Source organism: Acidaminococcales bacterium (assembly GCA_031290885.1).
Taxonomy (GTDB): domain Bacteria; phylum Bacillota; class Negativicutes; order Acidaminococcales; family JAISLQ01; genus JAISLQ01.
The window spans coordinates 1-23,014 of the sequence record JAISLQ010000020.1; the positions used below are offsets into that span (position 1 = coordinate 1).

Annotated in this window: 18 protein-coding genes; 6 read left to right on the forward strand and 12 right to left on the reverse strand. The window is 54.5% G+C overall.

The window, feature by feature from the left end; translation table 11 throughout:
- Positions 1-94: 94 nt before the first annotated feature.
- From LBO03_02575 to pckA, 6 genes are all read right to left on the reverse strand, one after another.
- Positions 95-2,146: a methyl-accepting chemotaxis protein gene (locus tag LBO03_02575; protein ID MDR3348486.1), complete on the reverse strand. Its 2,052-nt coding sequence runs from the start codon at positions 2,144-2,146 to the stop codon at positions 95-97.
- A 530-nt stretch (positions 2,147-2,676) separates the two neighbouring features.
- Complete coding sequence (locus LBO03_02580) at positions 2,677-3,015, reverse strand: HIT domain-containing protein (protein MDR3348487.1); 339 nt, start codon at positions 3,013-3,015, stop codon at positions 2,677-2,679.
- A 53-nt stretch (positions 3,016-3,068) separates the two neighbouring features.
- Positions 3,069-3,842, reverse strand: coding sequence for an exodeoxyribonuclease III (xth, locus tag LBO03_02585; GenBank protein MDR3348488.1), 774 nt, complete (start codon positions 3,840-3,842; stop codon positions 3,069-3,071).
- Between the two features lie 227 nt (positions 3,843-4,069).
- Positions 4,070-4,723 carry a hypothetical protein gene (locus LBO03_02590; protein ID MDR3348489.1) on the reverse strand — a complete coding sequence of 218 codons (654 nt, stop codon included), beginning with the start codon at positions 4,721-4,723 and terminating at the stop codon, positions 4,070-4,072.
- A gap of 2 nt (positions 4,724-4,725) precedes the next feature.
- Complete coding sequence (locus LBO03_02595) at positions 4,726-5,883, reverse strand: aldo/keto reductase (protein MDR3348490.1); 1,158 nt, start codon at positions 5,881-5,883, stop codon at positions 4,726-4,728.
- Between the two features lie 59 nt (positions 5,884-5,942).
- Complete coding sequence (gene pckA / locus LBO03_02600; protein MDR3348491.1) at positions 5,943-7,526, reverse strand: phosphoenolpyruvate carboxykinase (ATP); 1,584 nt, start codon at positions 7,524-7,526, stop codon at positions 5,943-5,945.
- A 232-nt stretch (positions 7,527-7,758) separates the two neighbouring features.
- Here pckA and LBO03_02605 point away from each other — a divergent pair, with 232 nt between their 5' ends.
- Both LBO03_02605 and LBO03_02610 read left to right on the forward strand, forming a co-directional pair.
- The gene (locus LBO03_02605) at positions 7,759-10,071 is read left to right on the forward strand and encodes a cation:proton antiporter (protein ID MDR3348492.1); all 2,313 of its coding nucleotides are present in this window, start codon (positions 7,759-7,761) and stop codon (positions 10,069-10,071) included.
- A 112-nt stretch (positions 10,072-10,183) separates the two neighbouring features.
- Positions 10,184-11,260, forward strand: coding sequence for an NADH:flavin oxidoreductase (locus LBO03_02610; GenBank protein ID MDR3348493.1), 1,077 nt, complete (start codon positions 10,184-10,186; stop codon positions 11,258-11,260).
- 629 nt (positions 11,261-11,889) lie between these two features.
- Here LBO03_02610 and larE read toward each other — a convergent pair.
- From larE to LBO03_02640, 6 genes are all read right to left on the reverse strand, one after another.
- Complete coding sequence (larE, locus tag LBO03_02615; GenBank protein MDR3348494.1) at positions 11,890-12,726, reverse strand: ATP-dependent sacrificial sulfur transferase LarE; 837 nt, start codon at positions 12,724-12,726, stop codon at positions 11,890-11,892.
- A 2-nt stretch (positions 12,727-12,728) separates the two neighbouring features.
- Positions 12,729-13,526 carry a Cof-type HAD-IIB family hydrolase gene (locus tag LBO03_02620; protein ID MDR3348495.1) on the reverse strand — a complete coding sequence of 266 codons (798 nt, stop codon included), beginning with the start codon at positions 13,524-13,526 and terminating at the stop codon, positions 12,729-12,731.
- Positions 13,527-13,586: 60 nt separating this feature from the next.
- Complete coding sequence (locus LBO03_02625) at positions 13,587-13,952, reverse strand: DUF190 domain-containing protein (protein MDR3348496.1); 366 nt, start codon at positions 13,950-13,952, stop codon at positions 13,587-13,589.
- Positions 13,949-16,390: a response regulator gene (locus tag LBO03_02630; protein MDR3348497.1), complete on the reverse strand. Its 2,442-nt coding sequence runs from the start codon at positions 16,388-16,390 to the stop codon at positions 13,949-13,951. The genes LBO03_02625 and LBO03_02630 overlap by 4 nt, the downstream gene beginning before the upstream one ends.
- A gap of 164 nt (positions 16,391-16,554) precedes the next feature.
- Positions 16,555-17,580 (reverse strand): response regulator, encoded by a 1,026-nt coding sequence (locus LBO03_02635; GenBank protein ID MDR3348498.1) that lies wholly within the window; start codon positions 17,578-17,580, stop codon positions 16,555-16,557.
- Positions 17,581-17,626: 46 nt separating this feature from the next.
- Positions 17,627-18,646 (reverse strand): response regulator, encoded by a 1,020-nt coding sequence (locus LBO03_02640; GenBank protein ID MDR3348499.1) that lies wholly within the window; start codon positions 18,644-18,646, stop codon positions 17,627-17,629.
- A gap of 326 nt (positions 18,647-18,972) precedes the next feature.
- Between LBO03_02640 and LBO03_02645 the strand changes: the two genes are divergently transcribed.
- From LBO03_02645 to LBO03_02660, 4 genes are all read left to right on the forward strand, one after another.
- Entirely contained in the window at positions 18,973-19,527 is a 555-nt protein-coding gene (locus LBO03_02645; protein MDR3348500.1) for a hypothetical protein, read from the forward strand.
- Positions 19,528-19,579: 52 nt separating this feature from the next.
- Positions 19,580-19,918, forward strand: coding sequence for a DUF5713 family protein (locus LBO03_02650; GenBank protein MDR3348501.1), 339 nt, complete (start codon positions 19,580-19,582; stop codon positions 19,916-19,918).
- Between the two features lie 60 nt (positions 19,919-19,978).
- Positions 19,979-20,566 (forward strand): hypothetical protein, encoded by a 588-nt coding sequence (locus LBO03_02655; GenBank protein ID MDR3348502.1) that lies wholly within the window; start codon positions 19,979-19,981, stop codon positions 20,564-20,566.
- A 380-nt stretch (positions 20,567-20,946) separates the two neighbouring features.
- The gene (locus LBO03_02660) at positions 20,947-22,335 is read left to right on the forward strand and encodes an S-layer homology domain-containing protein (protein MDR3348503.1); all 1,389 of its coding nucleotides are present in this window, start codon (positions 20,947-20,949) and stop codon (positions 22,333-22,335) included.
- Positions 22,336-23,014 lie beyond the last annotated feature (679 nt).

The window sequence follows — 23,014 nt, forward strand, 5'->3', positions numbered from 1 at the left end:
GGTGCTCAGGATTGCCGCCAGTTCCTTTGATGCGTTGCTTTTTGCGTCTTTCATCTCGCTCTCCTATCTTTTTTACCTTAGGAGATATTACCATTTACACGCTTTGAGAAACGCCCTCCGAAGAATGAGCCTGGAGGGCCGGTTTTGAATCAATCTTGAAATGCGAAAGGCGTTTTTTCATTTCCTCGACGGAGCGGGACATATCTTCCGCGGACTTGGAGACCGAATTGCCTATCGAAGAAGCCCGTTCGCTCAGACTATGGCAATCCGACATCTTCAGCAATATCTGTTCTGTGCTCTCGTTTATCGCCTCCATCGTATTCGTTACCTCCGCGCTTGCCGCCGCCTGTTTCTGCGCCACTGCCGCGATTCCCTGAACCGATTCGTTGGTGAGTGATATCTCTGCCATTGCGGCGTTCAGACCGTCAACAGCGACATTTACCACGGAGACGATCCGCTTCGCTATCTCGACGGAATCATTTGTTGCCGATATCGCATCTTTCGCGTTTCCGCTGAGGTTTGATACGAGAACTTCCACGCTCTTTGAGGCGCCGCGCGACTCTTCCGCTAACTTGCGAACCTCTTCCGCGACGACGGCAAAACCCCTTCCGGATTCCCCTGCCCTGGCCGCTTCGATCGCCGCGTTAAGGGCGAGAAGGTTTGTCTGGTCCGCGATAGCCGCGATGACGCTCATGAATTTGGATATTTCAGAAACAGATCCGGACAATTCAATAATTTTTTCCTGATTTTCATTTGTTTTCTCGTTAACGACATTGATATGTTTAACAAGGTTGCTGACAGATTCCGATGCTTCTGTGGAAATTTTCGTGGTCTTGGCCAGTGAGTTTACGCCATAAACGGACATCTCGGCGACAGAATTTGCCCCGCGCGCCATTTCCGCTATGCTTAGCTTCCCGCTTTCGACCGCCTTCGCGTTGGCTTGGCAAAGATGCGTGACCACGTCGATAAGCGCCCTGGTTTCAACCATGGCGTTGCTGTTGTCCCGCGAGAGCGCGGACAGCGTATTCGTGTTCTCCGTTATCGTATCCGAGGTGCTCACCGCTTTTAAAATAATGTCCTTTTGGGACAGTATCATGTCGGATAGCGATGCGACGAGTTCTCCCAACTCGTTTTTTCCTTTGTAAGCAAAATCTTCTTGCGTGATCGTGAGATCGCCGTCCTTGCCTTTGTTTGTGAGTTGGACGATCCTCTTCAGCGGGTTTGAAATCGTCCTCATTAGCCAGAAGGAAACAACAAACGCAAATACAAGCACGGCCAGCGAGACCATGCCCACCGCGAATATGGACGATGTTGTCGCCGAATGCATTTCTGTCAAAGATTTCCCTGTGAAAAGCATGCCCATGGTCTTGCCCGACATAGGATCCTCAATGGGGGAATAGTGAATTAGATACGGAGCGTTAAGTATGTCCGACTCGTCGGTATATTGCTTGCCCGCCCCTAAGACCTGCGTGGCGACGTATGGGGGGACGGCTATGTTTAGCACTCTTTTGCCGTTTTCTTGCAGCGTCGAATTTATGCAATTTTTATCGGCAAATATAACAGCCTCCGTTCCAAAAAGCGCTTTTAGCTCATCAACTATTTTTTGATCTTCCAATGAGAAGGCCGCTGTAAGCCAACCTACGATCTGCCCGTTGTATCTGACGGGTGTGCCGCAGTAGTAGCCGAGCTTTGTGGAGATGCCAGTCATAAACATTTCATAGGTGTTTCCGCCAAGCGCGATTTTAACGTCCGGGTTGTTGATCATGTTGTCGCCGATTTTATCTTTGTCGTGAGGACGGGCGAGGATCGCGCCGTCAGCGGCGCCGACCGCCAGAACGTTTATGCCGCCTGCGTCCATCAGCGGTTTTGTCAAGTTATAAATGCCCTCCGAGTCCCTCCGGCTCATAAGCCGCGCCAATTCGGGCATGGCAGCCAATTTATCCCTGAACGCCCGCGTCTGCTCCATCTTGTCCGACACTGTTTTCTTAAAACCATCGGCGGCGCGCGTTATTTCTTCATCGGTAATTACCCTCATGTAATCGTTAAAATAACGTATGGCGACGATGGATGTGCAGGCAACGGATATGACGACCAGGAGGAAAGAAACGATGACGATACGTGTTCCGATTTTTAAGTTGTTAAGCAAAGCGCATACGCCTCCTCGTTTGTTATGACTTGTTCCCGCCGCATAAAGAAGCGCGGCGCTTCTCGTTCAGGGCAATTCAATACATGGCGGCCGCCGATGGCAACGCCCCGATACTGTTCTCGGATTAAAATCATACTTTTTTTGCGGCCTTGCCGCCCGGCTTTCTGCAAAGTCTCGCCGAACTGCGGGTTCGTCCGCTTTTTGCGCCGCGCAGCGCGGCAAATTGCCGCGCGAATCTTAAGGAGTGCTTTAATCTGAGAACAGCATAAAAAACTGAACAAATGGCTGCGGGAAAATACCGCAAAGTTAGAATTTCCTGCCTGAAATGCCCTGCCGCGCCGATGCCCGATTCCCTTAAAGCGCCGGCCCGCAAAAGCGCCGGAAGGCAAGCCTGTCGAAAATATAGCATAGCCTTCCGGCCTGAATCTGCCCTTTAAACATCTTCCGGTCAATTGTCTTGCCTTGAATTTTTAAATCCTCCGCCGGCTGACAAAGCGGCAAGCGGCCAATGGACGGCCCCCCCCCGTTTGTTAGCCCGGCGGCCACTTAAGGCCGCGCCCGCCCAGAACATGGATATGCGTGTGATTTACTGTTTGCCCGCCTTCTTCGCCCGTATTGATTACTATGCGAAACCCGCTGTTTTTTATGCCCAGCGCGTCGACAATGCCGGAAAGTTTGGCGAACATGCCGGCAATTGTCTGCCCATCGGTTTCCAATATGTTTGCGGAATGTTTCTTGGGCAGCATCAGCACGTGCTGCGGCGCGGCCGGCTTTACATCTTTTATTGCCAGCATGTCGCCGTCTTCGTAAACTTTCTCGGCGGGAAGCTCGCCGGCTATTATCCGGCAAAAAATACAGTCTTTGTCCATGTAAAACCTTCCTCTCCATCAATATAATTGAACGGTGCCTTTGGCATAGTCCCCTAAAGGTCAAACTCGGCGACAAGCGGGGCGTGGTCTGACGGGCGCTCTTTGCGCCTTAAGCCGGCCGCGACGCAGGACCCGGTCGAGCGCTCGGCCAAAGGGGGCGTGGCCAGTATGTAGTCAATGCGCCAACCTATGCCGCGCTCGAGCGCGTTTGCGATGCGGTAGTCCCAGAAAGTGTAATGGCCGGCTTCCGGCACGTGCTTGCGAAAAAGGTCGACAAACCCCCAATCCTTGCTGTAGGCGAGCGCCGCCTGTTCGTCAGGGTGAAAGCCGACCTCGCCCGTAAGTTTCACCGGGTCATATACATCAATCGCTTCCATGGCTACATTGAGATCGCCCAGCCAAATCACTTGCTGCGCGGGCGTAAAATGTTTTTCCAAATATTGGCGCATGCCGCGCAGCCAGGCGATTTTATAGCGAAAATAGTCCGTTCCCGGCGCGCGTCCCTGCGGAACGTAGGTATTTATCACCGCTATGCCGCCGAATTGCGCCTTGATCAGCCGCGCCTCGCCCTTTTCGCCTACGCCGTCCAGCCCGAAGGTTACCTGCCCCGCTTTTTCCTTGCTTATTATCGCAACGCCGTTGCGGCCTTTCTCCCCGATGTAAACGGCCTGGTAGCCGGCGGCGGCAAACCCGGCGAGCGGGAAATCTTTGTCCTGCACTTTGGTTTCCTGCAAAGCGGCGATGTCAATGGCCTCTTTTTCCATCCATTCTATGAGGTCGGACTGCCTCAGCCTTACGGAGTTTATGTTGAAAGTAGCTATTTTCATTTGTTTTCACCTTAAATGAACATTCCCCGGCAAACGGCAGGCAATATCGCGCCGCAATGCTCACTTGTTCAGTATTTCCGGGCTCTTTCCCGGCTTAGTTAAAGTTCCCGGCGTTTGGCTGCGGACATAATTTAATAGCGAAACATTTAAATCGGGCCAATTTCAACCGGCTGTGGAAACAACCCGCAAAAATCCATTGAATTCCGTATTTCCTTGCATCGCAATGGTTAATCGCAAGCGCCGCGCCGGGGCGACAGCGCGACAAAGCCCCCGCCTAAAAGGCTTGCGCCAAGCCACTTTTTCAAGTCGATTTCCCGGCGGTCGCCGTTGTCGTACATGAGCGCGCGAAAATCGTCCGGGGCAAAAGCGACGAGGGTTACCCAATGCCAGCTGTCGAGGTTGGCGAGGCCGCCGTTGGAGAGGTTGAGAAAGGCTACCGGCAGGTCGCTGCCCAAAGCATCCGTCAAAAAAAGCGCCGCTTGCGCGGGGGAGGGGCGAATGCTCGGCAGGACAGGCACGGGCAGCACGCGCGCCGCAAGCGGCGCGCCCCGGTCGGCGCCGTAACGCTGCGCCCCTTTGACGAAAATGCCGGTGTTGTTTACGCCCATGGGGCCTGGCGTAACATACGCCCATAATTTTTGCATAAGCGGCAGAAACTCCTCCTGCGCAAGGATGCCGTCCGCGCACTCGAACAGGGCGGAGCAGCCGACATGCGCGCGGGCAAGGTAGCAGACAAGATGCGCGGCGCAGGTCGGCCCGCAGCCGGCCCTTTTCTGGAAGCATTCTTCATACCAAGCTTGATCGGCGCCGTAGTGGGCTTTGCCGCCGCCGTCAATTATTTCCAGCAGTTTTAAGTTTTTCAGCGAAACAAAGCCGGACATTTTCAATGCTGCGGCAAGGCCGCTGCTTTAAGCGCCGCTTGGTCGATTTTTTCCATCCATTCGGCTATTTTTATGGCCTGCGGGCACAGCGGCAGGCATCTTCCGCATTTTTTGCAGTTTGCGGCCTGGCCGGATTTGCCCAGCACTTCGTATTCGAGCGTGAACAGCATGTCGAGGTTATTTGTGCGGTAATTGTTGTAAATCGCGAATACTTTAGGGATGTTTACGCCGAAAGGGCAATCCATGCAATAACCGCAGGCCGTGCAGGGTATGGTCCCGGAAAGCCGGTAGGCGGCCAGCGCATCCGCTATGGTGGCGTACCCTTCGCGGGTGAGCGGCCGGAAGTCTTCCATGGTCGCGACATTGTCCTTGATTTGTTCCATCGCCGACATGCCGCTCAATACGGTCAATACGTTCGGAAGCGATGCCGCGTAGCGCAGCGCCCAGGAGGCGGCGCTGGCCTTTGGTTCGGCCGCCCGGAAGACGGCGATGGCCTGTGGGCAGAGCTTGGCCAGGGCGCCGCCGCGCACTGGTTCCATTACGACGACAGGGATGCCTTTTTCCGTCAATATTTCATACTGGCTTTTTGCGTCCTGCAATTCCCAGTCAAGGTAATTAAGCTGTATTTGCGCGAAATCCCATTCGTAAAGGCTGACGACTTTTCGCAAAAGCTCCGGCGCGGCGTGGAAGGAAAAACCCAGCCGGCGGATTCTGCCTTCGCGCTTTTTTGCCTTTAGGATTTCGTAAATGCGGCACTCTTCCACTTTGGGAAAGGTAGTGCCGCCGATGTTGTGCACAAGGTAATAGTCAAAATATTCCACATATTCCACCCGGCATTTTTGGAGCTGGCCGGCGAAGATGTCATGGACTTGCGACTGGTCGCCGATCAACCATGTCGGCATCTTGGTCGCCAAATTGAACTTGTCCCTTGGATATCCCGAAAGGGCCTCGCCGACAAAAGGCTCCGACAGGCCTTCGTGATAAGGGTGGGCGGTGTCAAAGTAATTTACGCCATGCTCAAGGGCGTAGTCAATCATCGCCCGCGCGGTTTTTACGTCAATCTCCGGCGAATTTTCCTGTCGGCGCGGCAGTCGCATGCAACCGAAGCCCAAAAGGGAAATTTCCTCGCCGCTGTCCTTATATACGCGCTTTTCCATCATAAATGCCCCCAACTATTTGTGAATTTTATTGCCGAGACGTGCGGGCTGCGGCAGATTTGTTACGCCTTGGGGCCGGCGGCCAATATTTCCGGCGCTATGGCGCCGACGAACTTGGCGGCGTTTTTGGCGAACAAAGCGGCGAGCTTTTGCGCCTGTTCGCGGTAAGCTTTTTTGTCCTGCCAAGTATTTTCCGGGTTAAGGATGGCGCGCGGCACTTTGTCGCAGCTTTTGGGGATCAGGAAATTAAAGAGCGGATCGGCATCCCATTCCGCTTTGGCCAATTGGCCGTTGAGGATGGCGGTAACAATCGCCCTTGTATATTTCAGGCTTATCCGCTGGCCCGTGCCGTAAGCGCCGCCTGACCAGCCTGTATTTACAAGGTACACTTTGGTTTTGTGCTTTTGTATCTTGCTGCCCAAGAGTTTGGCATACTCGAAAGGGTGAAGCGGCAGAAAGGGCGCGCCGAAACAGGACGAGAAGGTAGCTTCCGGCTCAATTATCCCGCGTTCGGTGCCGGCGACTTTGCTGGTATAGCCGGACAGGAAATGGTACATGGCCTGTTCGGCGTTCAAAGACGCGACCGGCGGCAATACGCCGAAAGCGTCGGCCGTGAGGAAAACTATTGTTTCCGGATGCGCGAACGGCGCGCCCTGCGTGAGGGCGTTGTTGATATAAGAAAGCGGGTAGGCCGCGCGGGTGTTTTCCGTATAAATAATGTTAAAATAATCGGGCTGGCGGGTGGTTTTGTCTATCCACACATTTTCCAGCACCGTTCCGTAGCGTATGGCGGCGTAAATTTCCGGCTCGCTCTCGCTGGTGAGGTTGACGCATTTAGCGTAACAGCCGCCTTCAAGATTGAATATCCCGCTGTCGCCCCAGCCGTGTTCGTCGTCGCCGATGAGCAGGCGGGCGGGGTCGGCGGAAAGGGTGGTTTTGCCTGTGCCGGAAAGGCCGAAAAAAAGAGCGGTCTTTTTATCTTTGCCCATATTGGCCGAACAATGCATGGAAAGTATGTTTTTTTGCGGCAGCAGATAGTTCATCACCGAGAAGATGGCTTTTTTCATTTCGCCGGCGTATTTGCCGCCGCCAATCAGGATGAATTTGTCGTCAAAGTCAAGGATAATAAAAGTATCGGATTTGGTGCCGTCGGTATCGGGATAGGCTTTGAAACGCGGCAGGCAGATAACGGTAAAATCTTCTTTTGGCGCAGCCTGGCTGTCCGGGGGGAGAAACAGCCTTTTTACGAATAACTGGTGCCAGGCCAACTCGTTGATGAATTTGATGGACAGTGAGTTTTTCGGCTCAGAGCCCGCGCGGACGTTGGTTACGTATAAGGGCTGGTTGGCGGCGTATTTTTTCATTTTTTCATAAAGGCGCAGGAAAAATTCTTTGTTGATGGGAGCATTGTTTGACCAATCGATTTTTTCGCGCTCGCCGATGGTGTACACGATAAATTTGTCCTTGGGCGAACGGCCCGTATGCCGGCCGGTAGTTACGCACACGGCGCCTTGCGCCGACAGGATACATTCTTTTTTGCTTACCGCTTCTTCAATAAGCTCAGCTTCGGTCAGGTTGCGCAATACTTTGCGCGCGCCGCGGAGAAAATCGTCGCTGGAAATGTTGTTTTTGCTGTTTTTATTCATCTTTTCACCCCATGCCAAAATAAAGAGCAATACCCTTTATTTATATTCTCTAAACGTCCGCAAAAATCCTCTGCCCCCAAAATTAAAAAGCAGCCGGGCGACAACGCGGCGCAAAAAGAGACGGCTCGGCCTGGCCGCTGCGGCGAAAACGCTTCCCGCAAAATAATTTTGTTTTGCAAAACCGCCATATTAAGCTATAATTGTAACTATAAAGCAAAAAAGGAGTGTGTTGATGGCTCATCTGCCCAAGCTGATTTCCGATCTGGCGCTTATTCTGATTGTTGCCGGCATGACAACGATTATTTTCAAAAAATTCAAACAGCCGTTGGTTTTAGGCTACCTAGTCGCCGGGTTTTTGGCCGGGCCGCATTTTGACCTGATACTTACCGTGTCGGACAAAGAAAACATCAATACTTGGGCGGAAATCGGCATAATCTTTTTGCTGTTTGCCCTAGGGCTGGAATTTAGCATAAAAAAACTGACCCGCGTAGGCCATACGGCTTTTATTACCACGATTACCGAAGTCGTGGCGATGATGGCCATAGGCTACACCTGCGCGCAGCTTATGGGCTGGAACGGCATGGACAGCATTTTCCTCGGCGGCATGTTGTCCATGTCGTCCACGACCATCATCATCAAGGCTTTCGCCGACTTGAAACTCAAGGGGCAAAAGTTCACCGAGCTGGTTTTCGGCGCGCTTATCGTAGAAGACATTGTCGGCATAGTGATGATGGTTTTGATCGCCACTATCGCGGCCAACAATGAAATATCCCAGTGGAGCCTTTTGCAGGGCGTACTGCGCTTGGGCTTTTTCCTGATACTTTGGTTTGTGCTCGGGATTTTCATCATCCCGCAGTTTTTCCGCCGGGTCAGGAAAGACTTAAACAACGAAACGTTGCTTATCATCGCTTTGGGCATGTGCCTCGGCATGGTAGTCCTGGCCAACAACATAGGTTTCTCGTCGGCGCTTGGCGCTTTCATCACCGGCTCCATTCTCGCCGAAACGCATGAAGCGGAACGGATTGAGCATTTGCTGTTGCCGGTGAAGGATCTATTTGGCGCCGTGTTTTTCGTTTCGGTCGGCATGATGGTCGATCCGGCGCAGGTAGCTTTGTATGCCGGGCCGATTTTCGTGGTCGTGATAGCGACTGTTTTCGGCAAAGCCATCTTTTCCACCATCGGGCTGCTTCTTTCGGGACATTCGCTTAAAATCGCCATGCAGGGGGGATTCAGCCTCGCGCAAATCGGCGAGTTTTCCTTTATCATCGCCGGCCTCGGCCAGGCGCTGGGGGTAACGAGCGAATTTCTCTATCCGATTGTCGTGGCGGTTTCGGTAATTACAACCTTTACCACGCCTTTTTGCGTTAGTTTGGCCGAACCGGCCTATACGAAAGTCAGCAAAATACTGCCGGCGAAAGTTGTCGATTTTCTCAACCGCTATACGACCGACGTCCTGACCAACGAGAAGAAAAATAAAACTTGGCAGGAATTCTTAAAAGGATATTTCAGCAACCTGCTGATTCATTTCGTCATATTGTCGGCCATAACCTTCTTTAGTTTCAGCTACAGCTACATAATTGCCGGACGGGTGCCGGGGGCGCTCGGCTACGTGCTGGAAACCGTCCTGCCGCTCATTATAATGTCGCCTTTTTTAAAAGACCTGCTGTTCAATAAAAATTCCCGACCGGAGCTTGTGTCAACCCTGTGGTTTCAAAACAAAGCCAACCGCCTGCCTTTGCTGGCACTGTATTCGTTGCGCATACTGATCGCCATAACCTTCATTTTGGCAATATTGTTTAAATTCCTGCCGCTGCCGCCCTTGCTGATCCTTTGCATCGCCTGCGCGATCGCTTGGGGCATTCACTCCTCCGATTGGCTGCTCGGCCAGTATCTGCGCATAGAAGCAAGTTTTCTGATCAACCTCAATGAAAAGCATCTGCGCACGCAAAAAGAAGCCGCGGCGCAAAACGGCGGCCAAAACAAAAATTATTGGCTGGACGAAGAACTTTATGTCGCCTTTTTTAAAGTGCTTCCGGACTCACCTTGCATCGGCAGGCAGCTCAAAGATTTGTCGCTGCGCGAAAAATTCGGCGTAAATGTCTTGCAGGTAGAGAGAAAAGGCAAAACATCCGACATGCCCGGCGGCTCTTTCGCGCTGCGCGGGGACGACAGGCTGACGGTGCTCGGCAGCAAGGCGCAGATCGCCATATTTTGCGCCGCCAAAGTGAAAAGCGTCATGGAATTTGAGGAAACCGGCGAACAAACCGTCCTGAAAAATTTTATCATCAACCAGAAAAGCGGCGACGACCATCTGCAACTATTGTATTTCGCGGTGATAATCGACGAAAAATCCTTCCTGCTCGGCAAAAGCATAAAAGATTCCAATATCAGGGATAAATGGCATTGTCTGGTGCTGGGGCTGGAAAGGGGCTTTTATTCCACCATAAACCCGCATATTTCGCTTATTTTTGAAAAGGGCGACATACTTTGGGTGCTGGGGAAAAGCGACATGGTGGCGGAACTGGCCAAAACCGACCTTTTGTAACCGGCCCGGGGCGTTGGCCCATACGCAAAAATGCGGTTGCCGGAAGCCTGCAATAACTGGCGAAGGCTCAAAAAATAGCGGCCAACGAATACTTAAAAATGAGGGGCAAGCGATGAAACATTTATTTGCAGAAGTATCTCTCGGCAAGCTGAAAATTCCCAACCGCCTGATACGCAGCGCTACAATGGAAATGGACGCGGTTAAAAACGGCGTTATCGACGTCCCGGTTATGCAGGGCATTTACGGCAAGCTCGCCGAAGGCGGCGTCGGCCTCATTATCACGGGGATGATGGGCGTTGGCTATAATTCTTGCGTCGGCGGCAATATGGCAAAAATCTATGGCGAAGATTTTCATCGGACCTTTCAGGCCGTCGTTGCCGCAGTACAGCAATTTGGCTGTAAAATAGTGGCGCAATTAGGGCAGTGCGGGGCGAAAGCGCGCGCCATTGATTTGGGCGATCATCCGCTGGCGCCTTCGGACATAGAGGCAATGCGGAAAATGCCGGCAAAAGCCATGACCGAAAGCGACGTAAAACGCGTCGTGTCGGAATTTGCCGAAGCCGCCGCAAAATGCCGGGAAGCGGGAGCCGACGGCATTCAGCTTCATGCGGCCCACGGTTATTTGCTCAGCCAGTTTTTGAGCCCGTATTATAACAAACGCCAAGATGAATACGGCGGCAGCTTGGAAAACAGAGCCCGGATTTTACTGGAAATATGCGATGCCGTTCGTCTGAAAGTGGGAAAAGACTATCCGCTTTTTGTCAAAATAAATTTTTCCGATTTAACCGATCCCGGCCTTGACGGGCACGAATGCACATTAATATGCAAAGAATTGGAAAAACGCGGCATTGACGCGATAGAAGTGAGTTCCGGCTTGGCGGTCAGCGCAAAGTCGGCGCCGGTTAAAGCGGGGATCGGACTGGAAGGGCAAGGTTTTTTTGCCGATGGGGCCATGGAAATTGCCGAGGCGGTAAACATTCCGGTAATCAGCGTCGGCGGCTACCGTTCGCCGGATTTTGCCGAAAGTACGCTGAACAAAAGCAAGATAGCGGCTATTTCTCTTTGCCGGCCGCTTGTCAGGGAGCCGGGATTGGTGAAAAGGTGGAAAGCCGGCGATTTTTCCCCTTCCCAATGTGTTTCCTGCAACGGGTGTTTTGCCGAAACGTTAAAATGCCGCAAGGTTTCTTGATGCATAGCGCCATGACTTAAAAAGCATCAACATCAAAATGTTTGCGGACGGCCGCGCCGAACAGTTGAACTGTTTGGCAAGTTCGTTTCGGTACGCGTCAGGCTTCTCCTCTCGCCAATCGAAAGCGTCCCTCGCCAACTATTTCAAGCACAAAATGAGGTGGATGGTTAGGTTCCCATGGAATTTGGAAATTATGCTGAAGCCAATTTCTAATAACCCGTACGCCATTTTCGTCAGGATCGCGGAACTCCGGGCAATGCCTCCAAAAACCAGGAGTGAGTCTAAATGTGTGCAACTCTCCGTCTATCTCCACTTTAATATGGGCCCATGCAGGATTGAAGAAGTTGTCACGGTTATTATGTCCAACTCGAATGCCATATGTCGGATTTGTCCTATTGCCACCCCACCAAGCAGACACGATCATGTTCCCATATCCCCAATATTTATGTTGTCGCCAGCAATTCAGCTTGATTTGTGGATTGTGTAACTTTGACAGAGCCATTTAGTGTGCGCAGAAAGTCTATTGCCGCGCAGGACAGGCGAAAGCGAGCCATGCGAAAGCCGCCCGGCCTTTGCGGGGCGAGGCAAAAACATCCGAGCCGCCCGCCATGGGTTGCCGGACGCCCCCTTTATTTGGCGCCTAGGCCGGCGTTAAAGCTGCCGGGCCTGAACCCGGCCAAGTCCAAAGTTACAAAAGCAAACCCCAGTTTCGCCAGTTGTTTCGCTATTTCGCTTGCGGCGCGGCGCTCGGCCAGCGCGGAAAAATTCTCCGCGTCCACCTCTATCCGCGCCAGATCGCCGTGGCAGCGCACCCTTATGTTGGACTTGTCCGGACAATAAGCGGCGATCACGGACTCGGCGGCCTCGATCATTTTCAGCCGCCCGGCGGTTACCGGCACTCCGTATTGGACGCGCGAAGCCAGGCAGGGGCTGGACGGCTTGTCCCAGGACGACAGGCCCCAGTCTTTGGCCAGGGCGCGGATCTCGTCTTTTTTCAGGCCGCTGTCTTTCAAAGGGCTTTTCGCGTTGGGATATTCCGCCAGCGCCCTCATGCCCGGCCGGTAATCATGGGAGTCGTCGGCGTTCGAGCCCTCCAGCACCCACTCGTAGCCGTTTTCCTTGACCCACAGGCAGATGTCTTTCAACCGATATTTTTTGCAATAGTAACAGCGGTCGGCGTTGTTGGCGGCAAACTCCGGCACGCCGGTTTCGTCTGATTCTATCTCGACCTGCCTTATGCCGATTTCAGCCGCGGACGCGCGGGCGCCGGCCCGTTCCGCCGCCGACAGCGTAGGGGAAACCGCCGTAACGGCGACCGCTTTGCCGTCCAAGGCCTTTTTGGCCGCAGCGGCCAGAAAAGAACTGTCTACGCCGCCGGAAAAGGCAACCGCCGCGCTGGCGCAGCCGCGCAGCTGCTCAAAAAGAAGATCGACTTTGCTTTGTAAATCTTCTTGCCGCTTGTTCATTGTCATCCCTCGTTCAGAATATATTTTTCCAAAGCGTAGGCCGCGCCGTCTTCGCCGATCGGCAAAGTTACTTCGTCGGCCGCGGCCAAAACGTCCGCCGCCGCGTTGCCCATAGCCACGCCCAGCCCGGCCCATTCCAGCATGGCGCGGTCGTTGGGGGAGTCGCCGATCGCCAGCACGTCCTCGCGCCGTATGCCATAACGCTCCGCCAGGGCGGCCAGCGCTTTGCCCTTGGTTGCCCCGCGGCCGGTTATCTCCAGGCACACGCCGTGCGACACGGCGGCGTTCAGGCGGCCGGCGAAATGTTCGGCAACCGCCTTCTGGTGCGCTGCCGCTTCATCCGGCGCGACCCTTAGCAGCATCTTCAAAAGCCCGCGACAAAAATTATCGTAACACTCGTCGGCGACGACGCGGCAGCAAAGGCCCTCTTTTTGTTCCAGCCGCCAAGTGGCCGCGCACTTTCTTTTCGTGTAAAGGCCGTCCCGTCCGTATAACTGCAAAACAAGGCCTTGCGCGTTAAAAAAATCCAGCGCCGCTTGGGCGGCCTTCGGCGGCAGGGCGCGGCAAAACAATATCTTCTTGTCGTCCCTGACCAAAGCGCCGTTGCAGCTGATAAGCGGCATTTTTATTTCCAGCGCGCCGGCCAGCCGCCGCATGGTCTGATACATGCGCCCGCTGGCCAGCGTTACCCCGATCCCGCGTTCTTTTACGGCGGCGACGGCCCGGACAGTAGCTTTTGACAGCTTGTTGGTTTTGGTTACGATCGTGTCGTCAACATCAAGGACAACTAATTTGTACAAGACAGCAAACTCCGGCGCGCAAATTTCCCGGCGGCCCGGCGCCCGCCCCGCGCCCGCCGGCTATTTGTGCGCGTGAGCATCGGAATCGCCGCTTTTGGCGCCATATCCCAGCACTTCTACATCTTCAATCGTTACCAGGCCTTTGGTCAGCGTCTTGCGCAAAAACCCGTCCAACTTTTTGAGGTTTTCCGCTTTTTCGACAAACTCGATGACTACCGGCAGATCCGACGACAATTCCAAGAACCGGGTGGTCCTGATCATGCGCGTGTGCGCGCCGTAGCCCTCAATGCCTTTGAAAACGGTGCCGCCGGCGATATTGAATCTTCTGGCCTCCTCCAATATTGCCCGGTAAAGGGGCTTGCTGTCATAATACGCCTCTTCGCCGGTATAAATGCGCAATCTTTTGACTGTTCCGGACAAGGTCATTGTTTTCCCTCCTCCAAGCCTTTCTCCGCGTCCTCTCGCAAAATGTCCTGCAGCTTTGCGGCTATTTTTTCATACTCAAGGGCTTCCGTCTGTTCTTTGAGCCAGGCGATCAGTTCGCCGTGTTTTTCATATTCATATTTTTCCAGTTCCGACAGCGTTTCCGCCATGGCGATTGGCCGAAAATGCTCGCAGGCCTCCATGATTTTCCGGAGCAGGCGCTTGTCGGGTTCCCGGACGCGCGATTTTTTGCCCTCGCCGTCTTTCTCGTATTCGCGCAGGAAATTTTCCAAGTCGTCCAGCAGCTTTTCCGTTTTTTTGATAAAAGCGTCGTTATTTTCGTTTAATTTGGCGAATTCGCCCTCCCTGGCGGCCTGTTCCAAAAATTCCGCCCCGGCGGCCACTTCGTTGGCGCATATGCCGTAGCTGCTGCCTTTCAGCCCATGCACGGCGATCGCGTACTCGGGCAGGCTGGAAGCGGACAGTTTGCGCATTTTATTCACTATCTCGGGCGTATGCGCGACATAGGAGCGGAGGATGCTAAGGTAAGTCTTTTCCCCGCCGTAGAGCCGCATCCCCTGCGCAATGTCTATGCCGCTTATTTTTCCGCCGTCCGCCGCGGCTTTTTCTCCGTTGACGGCAAAGCCCGTCCGGGCGGTCATATTGTTCTTCATCTGCTCCCGCGCCTGAAGCAGCGTTTCCTTGTCCTGCTTGTTGCGCACCCATTTGTTAAGTTCCGCGTCCAATTTGGCGATGTCGATGGGCTTGGAAATATAGCCGTTGAAACCATGCCCCAAAAACATGTCCTCGTTGCCGATCAGCGCGTTGGCGGTAAGGGCGATCAGCGGCACTTCTCTCGCGTATTCCGTCCCTATTTCATTGCGGATGATTTGCGCCGTCTTGATCCCGTCCATTTCCGGCATCATGTGGTCGAGGAATACAATGTCGTATTCCGGCTTTTGCTCGCGGATCTTGTTTATCGCCGCGTATCCGTTGCTGACCATGTCTATTTGCAGGCCATAAGGGAGCATCAGGCCTTTCGCCACGTCCAGGTTGGTCTGCACGTCGTCCACGATGAGCACTTTGCCGTAAGGCATGTACGAGGGGATGAAATTCCTGCGCTTGACATTGATCGCGTTGGAAAATTCAAGGTTTTCAAGATGCGCCACGACGTTTCCCCCTACAGGCTCGCGCTGGACGATGGCCTGCGGCAGCGTTACGGTAAACTTGCTGCCAATGCCGTAGGTGCTTGCCACGTCAATCGTCCCGCCCATCATGTCCACCAGTCTTTTCGTTATCGAAAGTCCCAGCCCCGTGCCCTCAATCCGGCGGTTGGAGAAATAATCCAGCTGGCTGTATTCGGAAAACAGCTTGGCGATATCCTCTTCTTTGATGCCTATGCCCGTGTCGATGACTTCAAAGGTGAGCCAGGCGGTGTCCCCGTCCAGGCGGCAATTGACCAAAAGGGACACGTTGCCTTTTTCCGTATATTTGAAGGAATTGGAAAGCAGGTTGTTCAGTATCTGTTTTACGCGCAGATCGTCGCCGTAAAGCACCGACGGGCAGTTAGCGTCCATGCGCAGGTCAAACTCAATCGGCTTGGAGCCTATGCGCACAAGGTTTAGATGTATTGACTGGCCGACAAGGTCCGCCACGCTGTATTCGGACAGCACCAGTTGCAAGTTCCCCGCTTCGATTTTGGAAACGTCCAGTATGTCGTTGACGATATTGAGCAGGACCAAGCCGGAACTGTAGATTTTTTCCAGGTTGTCGCGCGTGCCCTTGGGCAGGTAGTTTTGCATCTCAATTTCGGAAAGCCCGATGATCGCGTTCAGCGGCGTGCGTATCTCGTGGCTCATGGTAGCGAGGAAAGCCGATTTGGCCTTGGACGCGACCAGCGCGGCGTTGGCCTCTATCTCCATCCGCCGGGCGTGTTCGTCGGCTTCGCGTATTTTTTGCTCGTTGGACAGTTCCTGGCGCAGATCGCGGGAATAACCGGCAATCTGATAAGAATCCCGCCATTTCAGGCGCATAAATGTTGTTTCCGCCGGAATAGATTCCCCGGTTTTTGACCGATATGTCCAATTGAAGCGGCTTTGCCCCAAGCTTAGCGTGTCGGCAATGATCTGTTTGATTTTTTCCCGGCTGGGCGAACCGTCGGGCTGCGTGGGCGGGTTGAAAAGGTCAAAAGGCAGCGCCGGCTCTTTTTCATGCTTGAAACCGAACATGCGCAAAGTTTCGTTGTTGCAGCTGACGATGTCGCCATCGTTGTCCCTTATGCTGCAAGCCATCGGCACCGCGTTAAAAATAAGCCGGATATGTTCTTCCGTTTCATTGCTTTGGGCCAGTCGCTTTTTGTTTTTGCAATAAACATAGTAAATGCCGCCGCTGGCGATCAGGGCAAAAACGGAAATGGCCATATAAATGTCTAAGTTGTACATTTGCGCTCGGAAGTCTCCTTCGCCGGTTATTTGCACGCGTGGGCCTTTGGCGGCGCAGCGGTATCTTTGAGGGGAAAACGCCATGGAAATTGAAACGGGGGCTCAAGGAAGGCGGCAAGGCGGGCGCGCCTCGCAAGGCATTTCGGATCAAATCCCCGGCCTTTTCAGGACGCGGGCAGCAAAGCGGCCATTTTTACTATCTCCTTTTCGCACAGCAAGAAAGTATCGACGACGCGTGGGTCAAACTGGCTGCCCCTTCCTTCGACGATGATATCGTAAGCCTCTTTGTGGCTCATGGCCTTGCGGTACACGCGGTTCTCAATAAGGGCGTCATAGACGTCGGCCACCGCCATGATGCGGGCGCAAAGCGGGATGGTTTCCTCTCTTATGCCATGCGGGTAGCCGTTGCCGTCGAACCTTTCATGGTGAAACGCCGCGATGTTTTTCGCGTAATGCAAATAATTCTGGCTGGGCGTGTGCCGGTACATGTTGCCCAAAATCTCCTCCCCCACGACGGCGTGGCGCTTCATGTCGTCAAACTCCTCGCGGGTAAGCTTGGCCGGTTTCAAAAGGATACGGTCGCTGACCGCTATTTTGCCAATGTCATGCAGCGGCGCGGCGCGTACCATCATTTTCAAAGCATCTTCGGTAAGTTCCGGAAAAACTTTCTGGTTTATCAGCTCCTGGCCGATCAAATCCACATATTTGCTGGTGCGCAGCACATGGTAGCCGGTATTTTCGTCGCGGCACTCGATAAGCCCGGCGAACAGGAGGGCAAGGTTGTCCGACAGTTCCATCACCGAATTTTGCAGATACGACTTGTACGCGTCCATGCGGATGTGCAAATCTATGCGGTGCAGCAATACGCGCTTTTCAAAGGGCTTGGCGATAAAATCCACGGCGCCGGTCCGCAAAGCCTTGATCTCAATATCGGCGTCGTGATGCGCGGTCAGGAAAATCACCGGTATGTCGCGCAGGCAAGGAATGTACTTTAACTGGCCGATGACCTCAAACCCGTTCATTTCCGGCATTTCGACGTCCAGCAGGATAAGGTCTGGCCGCTCAACCATGCAGATGCGCAATACGTGTTTGCCGTGATTGCTGACAATCACGTCGTAGTTGTCGGAAATTTGCGCGCTGATTTGCTTTAAGATCGCCAGATTGTCGTCTACGATAAGAATGCGTTTCATCTGTCGTTCCCTTTCGTCGCTGAAATGCCGCAGGGCGGTTTGTCTTTCATTTGTCTTGCAACAGATCGTCGATTTCATCCCGCGCCGCTAAAAACGCCCTTACCACGCGCGGGTCAAACTCGCCGCCCGCGCCCGCGGCTATCAGCTCGCCGGCTTTTTCGTGGCTCATGGCTTTGCGGAAAACACGATCGGACAACAAGGAGCAATATACGTTGGCCACCGACACAATCCGGCAGCACAAAGGTATGGCCTCGCCCACCATGCCGCAAGGGTAGCCTGTGCCGTCATATCGTTCATGATGGCCGCCGGCTATGGTTTTGGCCATTTGCATATAACTTAGCGAGGGGGCGTTGCGGCAAGTGTTTTCCAGGACGTTGGCGCCGATGGTCGTGTGCAGCTTGACCTTGTCGTACTCTTCCGGGGTCAGCGCGGCGGGCTTTAAAAGGATGAGGTCGCTTACGCCGATTTTGCCGATGTCGTGAAAAGGCGTGGCGCGCGCCATAACGTCAAGGTAATGCTCGTCAAGCTCGCCCCGGAACTGGCCGCTTCTCATAAGCTGCCGCCCCAGCGCTTTCGCGCATCTGCTTGTTTGCATGACATGGCTGCCGGCGTTGGTATCTTTAAACTCTATGAGTTCGGAAAAAGAGGTAACGATGGTCGTTTCTATTTCCTTGATGGTGTTCTCCATGGACAATTGATAGGAAGAAAGTCTAAGATGCAGCTCAATCCGGTGCAGCAGGATGTCTTTGAGGGCGGCTTTGGGGACAAAGTCCATCGCGCCCGACTCAAGGGCCATTATTTCGGTCGCCGCGCTGTTGTTGCCCGTGAGAAATACGACCGGTATGCCGCAAAGCTCGGGGATTTTCTTGAGGCGGGCCATTGTCTCGAACCCGTTCATTTCCGGCATTTCCACGTCCAAAAGGATCAAATCCGGCATTTCCTTCTCGCAGATGCGCAAACCGAGCGCGCCTGACTTAGCCAGCAAAACATCGTAATAAGGCGAAATATAAGAACTTATTTGTTTGAGGCTTGCCAAGTTGTCGTCAATGACTAAAATCCGTTTCAACGGGAAATGCCTCCTTCAGCGGATATTAGAGTAACCGGGCCGGCGGCTTTATTTTACATTTCAGATTATATCATATCCCGATTGTTTATGAAACAAAGTTGCGGCAAAAAAAGCGGAGGAAGCCGCCGCCGCATGGATTTTCCGGCCATGCCGGGATTTTTGCGAGCCCGCGAAGAGATTTTGCGTTTTTAATTTGACTGTTTTGCCAAAAATTCTTATAATGGAAGCGAAAAGAAAGCGCGAATCGATTTGGCGCTTGGCCAATCCGCCCTCTGCCCTCCGACGGGAGGGGCGGGGCTGGCGCCGGAAAAGGGGGCAAAGGCAAAATGTTCGGGCGAATTTTTCTCGTCGCCGCCTTCTGTTTGCTGTCGGCCGCCCCTTGCGCCCTGGCCATGACCTACGCCAATGAGCCGAAAGATTTTTACGGCCTCAAATGGGGGCTTGCGGTCGGCGAACTGGAAAAGGGCGGGCATCGGTTCGCGCCCGCCGGCGGCGAACCTGGCCGCGCCACCCGCAGCTATGCCTGCGCTTCGCGCCCCAGTAATTTCTACGGGACCTTGTTTGACGCGGTAAGCTACGAATTTTTCAACGGCCGCTTTTTCATGGTCAAAGCGACAAAAAACGGCGGCGCCGGCCTTGATTCGCAAGAGCTTTATTTTGCGCTCGTAAAGGCGCACGGGCGGCCTACCCAGCAAAATGACGACCTTTATCAAAAAACGGTGGCCTATCTTTGGCAGGGAAACGACACCTTCATTTCCCTGCGCTATGATTTTGCCCGCAAACAAACCGTCCTCTCCTTCTACAGCCACCCGCTTTACCAGCAGTGGTCGGCGCGGAGCGCCCGGCCGCCTTCCGGCCGGATCAGGGAGCGCGGCGGCTGAGCGCGCCCGGTTTGGCGGCGGCAAAAAACCTATCGGGGAGCGACCTGCCCAAATGAAAAGAACGTTGGAAAAATTCAACGCGGACTACATCCTGCTCGCGCAAATGTACGAGGACGCCTACTATCCGAAATTCCTCGTCGACAAACTGCGCTTTGTCATCCTTGATTTTGTGGGCTACCTGGCTGACGCTTCGCGCAGCCGGAAAGAGATCCAGGAAAAACTCGATGAAATGAACATCATGATCGGCAGCCTGCGCGAAGAATTTCACGAAAACGGCAGCGAATTTGAAACCGTCGCCCGCGCCTGCGTCGCCGCCGACATCGAATACATACTCAAATACTTTTCCGTCGGCATAGAACTGGCCGAAGCGCTGCGCGCGCGGGACTGGTAACGATGCCCAGGGCGGCGGGCGGCTTGCGCCGCCGGGGAAATATTAAGGAGGGAAGCGCGCTTGGGGAAAAAACTTTTTTTGGCCCTTCTCTTTTTTTTGCTGGCCGGCGACTGCGCGGCCGCAAGTTCCGCCGCCGTTGGGGACGGGACGGTTGAGCACGCCGATCGCGCGGCGAATTTTCGCCTGAAAACCTGCGCCGCCTGGGACAGGCTGGCCGTAACCGAAACCCGCGTAGGCAAGAACCCGGCTTGGATCGTCCGCTTCTGCCAAGCCGGGCAAACGGCGCCCGACCCATCCTTTGCCCTCCAGTCGGTCAACGGCGGCAAAGACGAGGACCTGCGCCAGACCTGCGCCGATTTTGCCGGCGGCTACGCGGGCGCCATCCTCGCGCAGCTGCTGGACGCGGAAAGGAACGCCCCGTCGCTGCCGGGCTTTGCCGTAACCGCCTCCGAGGTGAAAAAAGCGGGCGGCAACGAATACATACTGCTCAAATTCGAAGACGGCGCGCGCCGTCAGGCCATATACCGCGTGATGACCGCTATGGGCAAATATGTCTATTCTTTTAGTTTTCGGGCGGACGCTTCCGCCCATCCCGACTTCGGCAAGAACCTTGAACTTATGCTGGAAACCCTGCGGCCTTTCAAGTAGCCGCCGCCCGCGGCAAATTCGGCGCTTGCGCGGCCCCTGCCGGGGCGGGCTTGCGCAGGGAACAGGCGCATTTGGGGGCGGATGCTTCTGATTGGCCGGGGAAAACGCTTTTTTGCCTTTTCGCCCTGTGCCTTGACACATTGGCTTGGGCCTTGTTAAAATTGCATTGTCCTTATCTGTCGCCGATTGGTCAATGCCGCGCTCCGGGAAAGGATGCGCAAGGTCTGTGGCCGCCGGTTTGTTATGGCGCGCGCGGGGAGGGGGGAGGCAACACGGACACTCCGCCCTTTGCCGCTGCGGCTTTAAAACACGGCAGGGACGGCTTTCTGTCTTTTCGGCGCTGCATAGGGCGGAAAATTTGGCATAAAAGGAGGAACAGAATGAAAAAGCTCTTGGCAATCGCTTTGGCGCTGGTTTTGGCCTTCGGCATGACCGGCTCGGCGCTGGCCGCCAATGCCTTTGCGGACGTGCCGGCCAACCACTGGGCCTACGCTTCCATCGGCAAACTGGCACAAGCGGGGATAATCGAAGGCTACGGCAACGGCCGTTTCGTCGGCTCCGCCAACATCACCCGCTACGAGGCGGCGCAGATCATCGCGAAAGCCCTGGCGCGCGCGGACAAAGCCGACTCCGCCCAGAAGGCGCAGATCGAGCGTTTGGCGGCGGAGTTCGCCGGGGAACTGGAGATCTTGGGCGTGCGCGTGGCAAGGCTCGAGAAGAAGCTGGACAACGTAACCATCACCGGCGAGGCGCGGTTCGGCCACAAACGCGAGACCCGCAAATATAGCGCTGCCACGCAATACCTGTTTCGTGTAGGGCCGGAAGAAAAGTCAGACGAAAGCCTGCTGCGTTCCCGACTGTGGATCAACGGCCAGGTGAACGAGCGCTGGAACTATACCGGCATGATTGAGCACGATGGGCAGAATTTCAAAACCAACGCCAACGGTTCCGAAAGCCGCGCCACTTTGCGCAACGCCTGGGTGGAAGGCTCCCTCGGGGCGGTCAACGTAACCGCCGGCAACTGGTCGCACACGGCGGTCTACGGCGCTTTGCTGGACGACGACGTGGACGGGCTCAAGCTCAATTACGCCACCGGCAAATGGAGCGTGGACGTCTTTGCCCTGCGCCCTCTCCGGGGAAAGAACATTGTATACAGCATGCCTCGGACGGTGGGGGTTACTGATTCCAACCAGCGCACCCAACTGCTGGGCGCCGAGGCCGGCTACCGCTTCACCGACAAGCTGCGCGGCGTCCTCGCCTGGTACAACGTCAAAAGCAAAGGCGCTGATGAGCCAGCAGGCGCATTTAAGTACAGCGAAGTGGACAACAATGTTTATGAAATCGGGCTGGATTACCGGTTGGCGGGCAAACTAAACCTCTGGGCGGAATATGTCGGCTCGACCAAGGGTTTTAATTTGCTTTCTTATCACAATGGTTTCGGTATCGGGTTGGATCACGTTGTAAAGAAAAAAGGCTGGGCGGCCGGGCTGACCTTTGGGGAAAAAGACCTGAAAAAGGCCGGCACCTTTGAACTGCGCGGCGCTTATTACTCCCTGCCGGCGGCGGCCATTTTCGCGCCGGCCATCGAGCTGTGCATCGCGGACAAAGCTTTCGGCTACAAAGGCTGGACGGTGGGCGCAAGCTACGTGCTGGCCAAGAACGTCGACCTGAACGTCGATTACTTCGACTTTAAACAGCAAGACGACGTAAACGGCCTTGCGCGCGCCAAAGGCAAGCTGCTCTGGAGCTACGTAACCTTCTACTTCTGACCTAAAACAGCTTTAAAAAGCGGCGGGCAAAATGCCCGCCGCTTTTTTGTTGCCGCGTGGCGCATGGGCCGCCCCCGTTTCTGCAATTGCGGCGGTTAAAGCGCAAACCGCAAACCTATCGGCGGCCATTTCCGCAAAAAAGCCGGCCGGCGGCGGGAGCGTCCCTGCCCGCATCAACAAAATTAAATACGGACGTTGCCGGATATATCTGCGGTGTTTTCAGGCTCCTGCGCAAAATTACTGTATCTTGGCGCTTGACCGCGCGGCAATTGCGGCGCGCCCTTGTTGTTAGCCGCAGAAAACTTTTTCGGCCGAAGCCTTGACAAGCTGGCTTGGGCTTTGCTAAAATCATATTGTCCTTATCTGTCGCCGATTGGTCAATGCCGCGCTCCGGGAAAGGATGCGCAAGGGCTGCGGCCGCCGGCTCGTTATGGCGCGCCGCGCGGGGAGGGGGAGGCAACACGGACACTCCGCCCTTTGCCGCCGGCTTTGCCAAAAGCAAAACTGCGGCCGCTCCGGCATCAAAACACGGCAGGGACGGCTTTCTGTCTTTTCGGCGCCGCATAGGGCGGAAAATTTGGCATATAAAAGGAGGAACAAAATGAAAAAGCTCTTGACAATCGCTTTGGCGCTGGTTTTGGCCTTCGGCATGACCGGCTCGGCGCTGGCCGCCAATGCC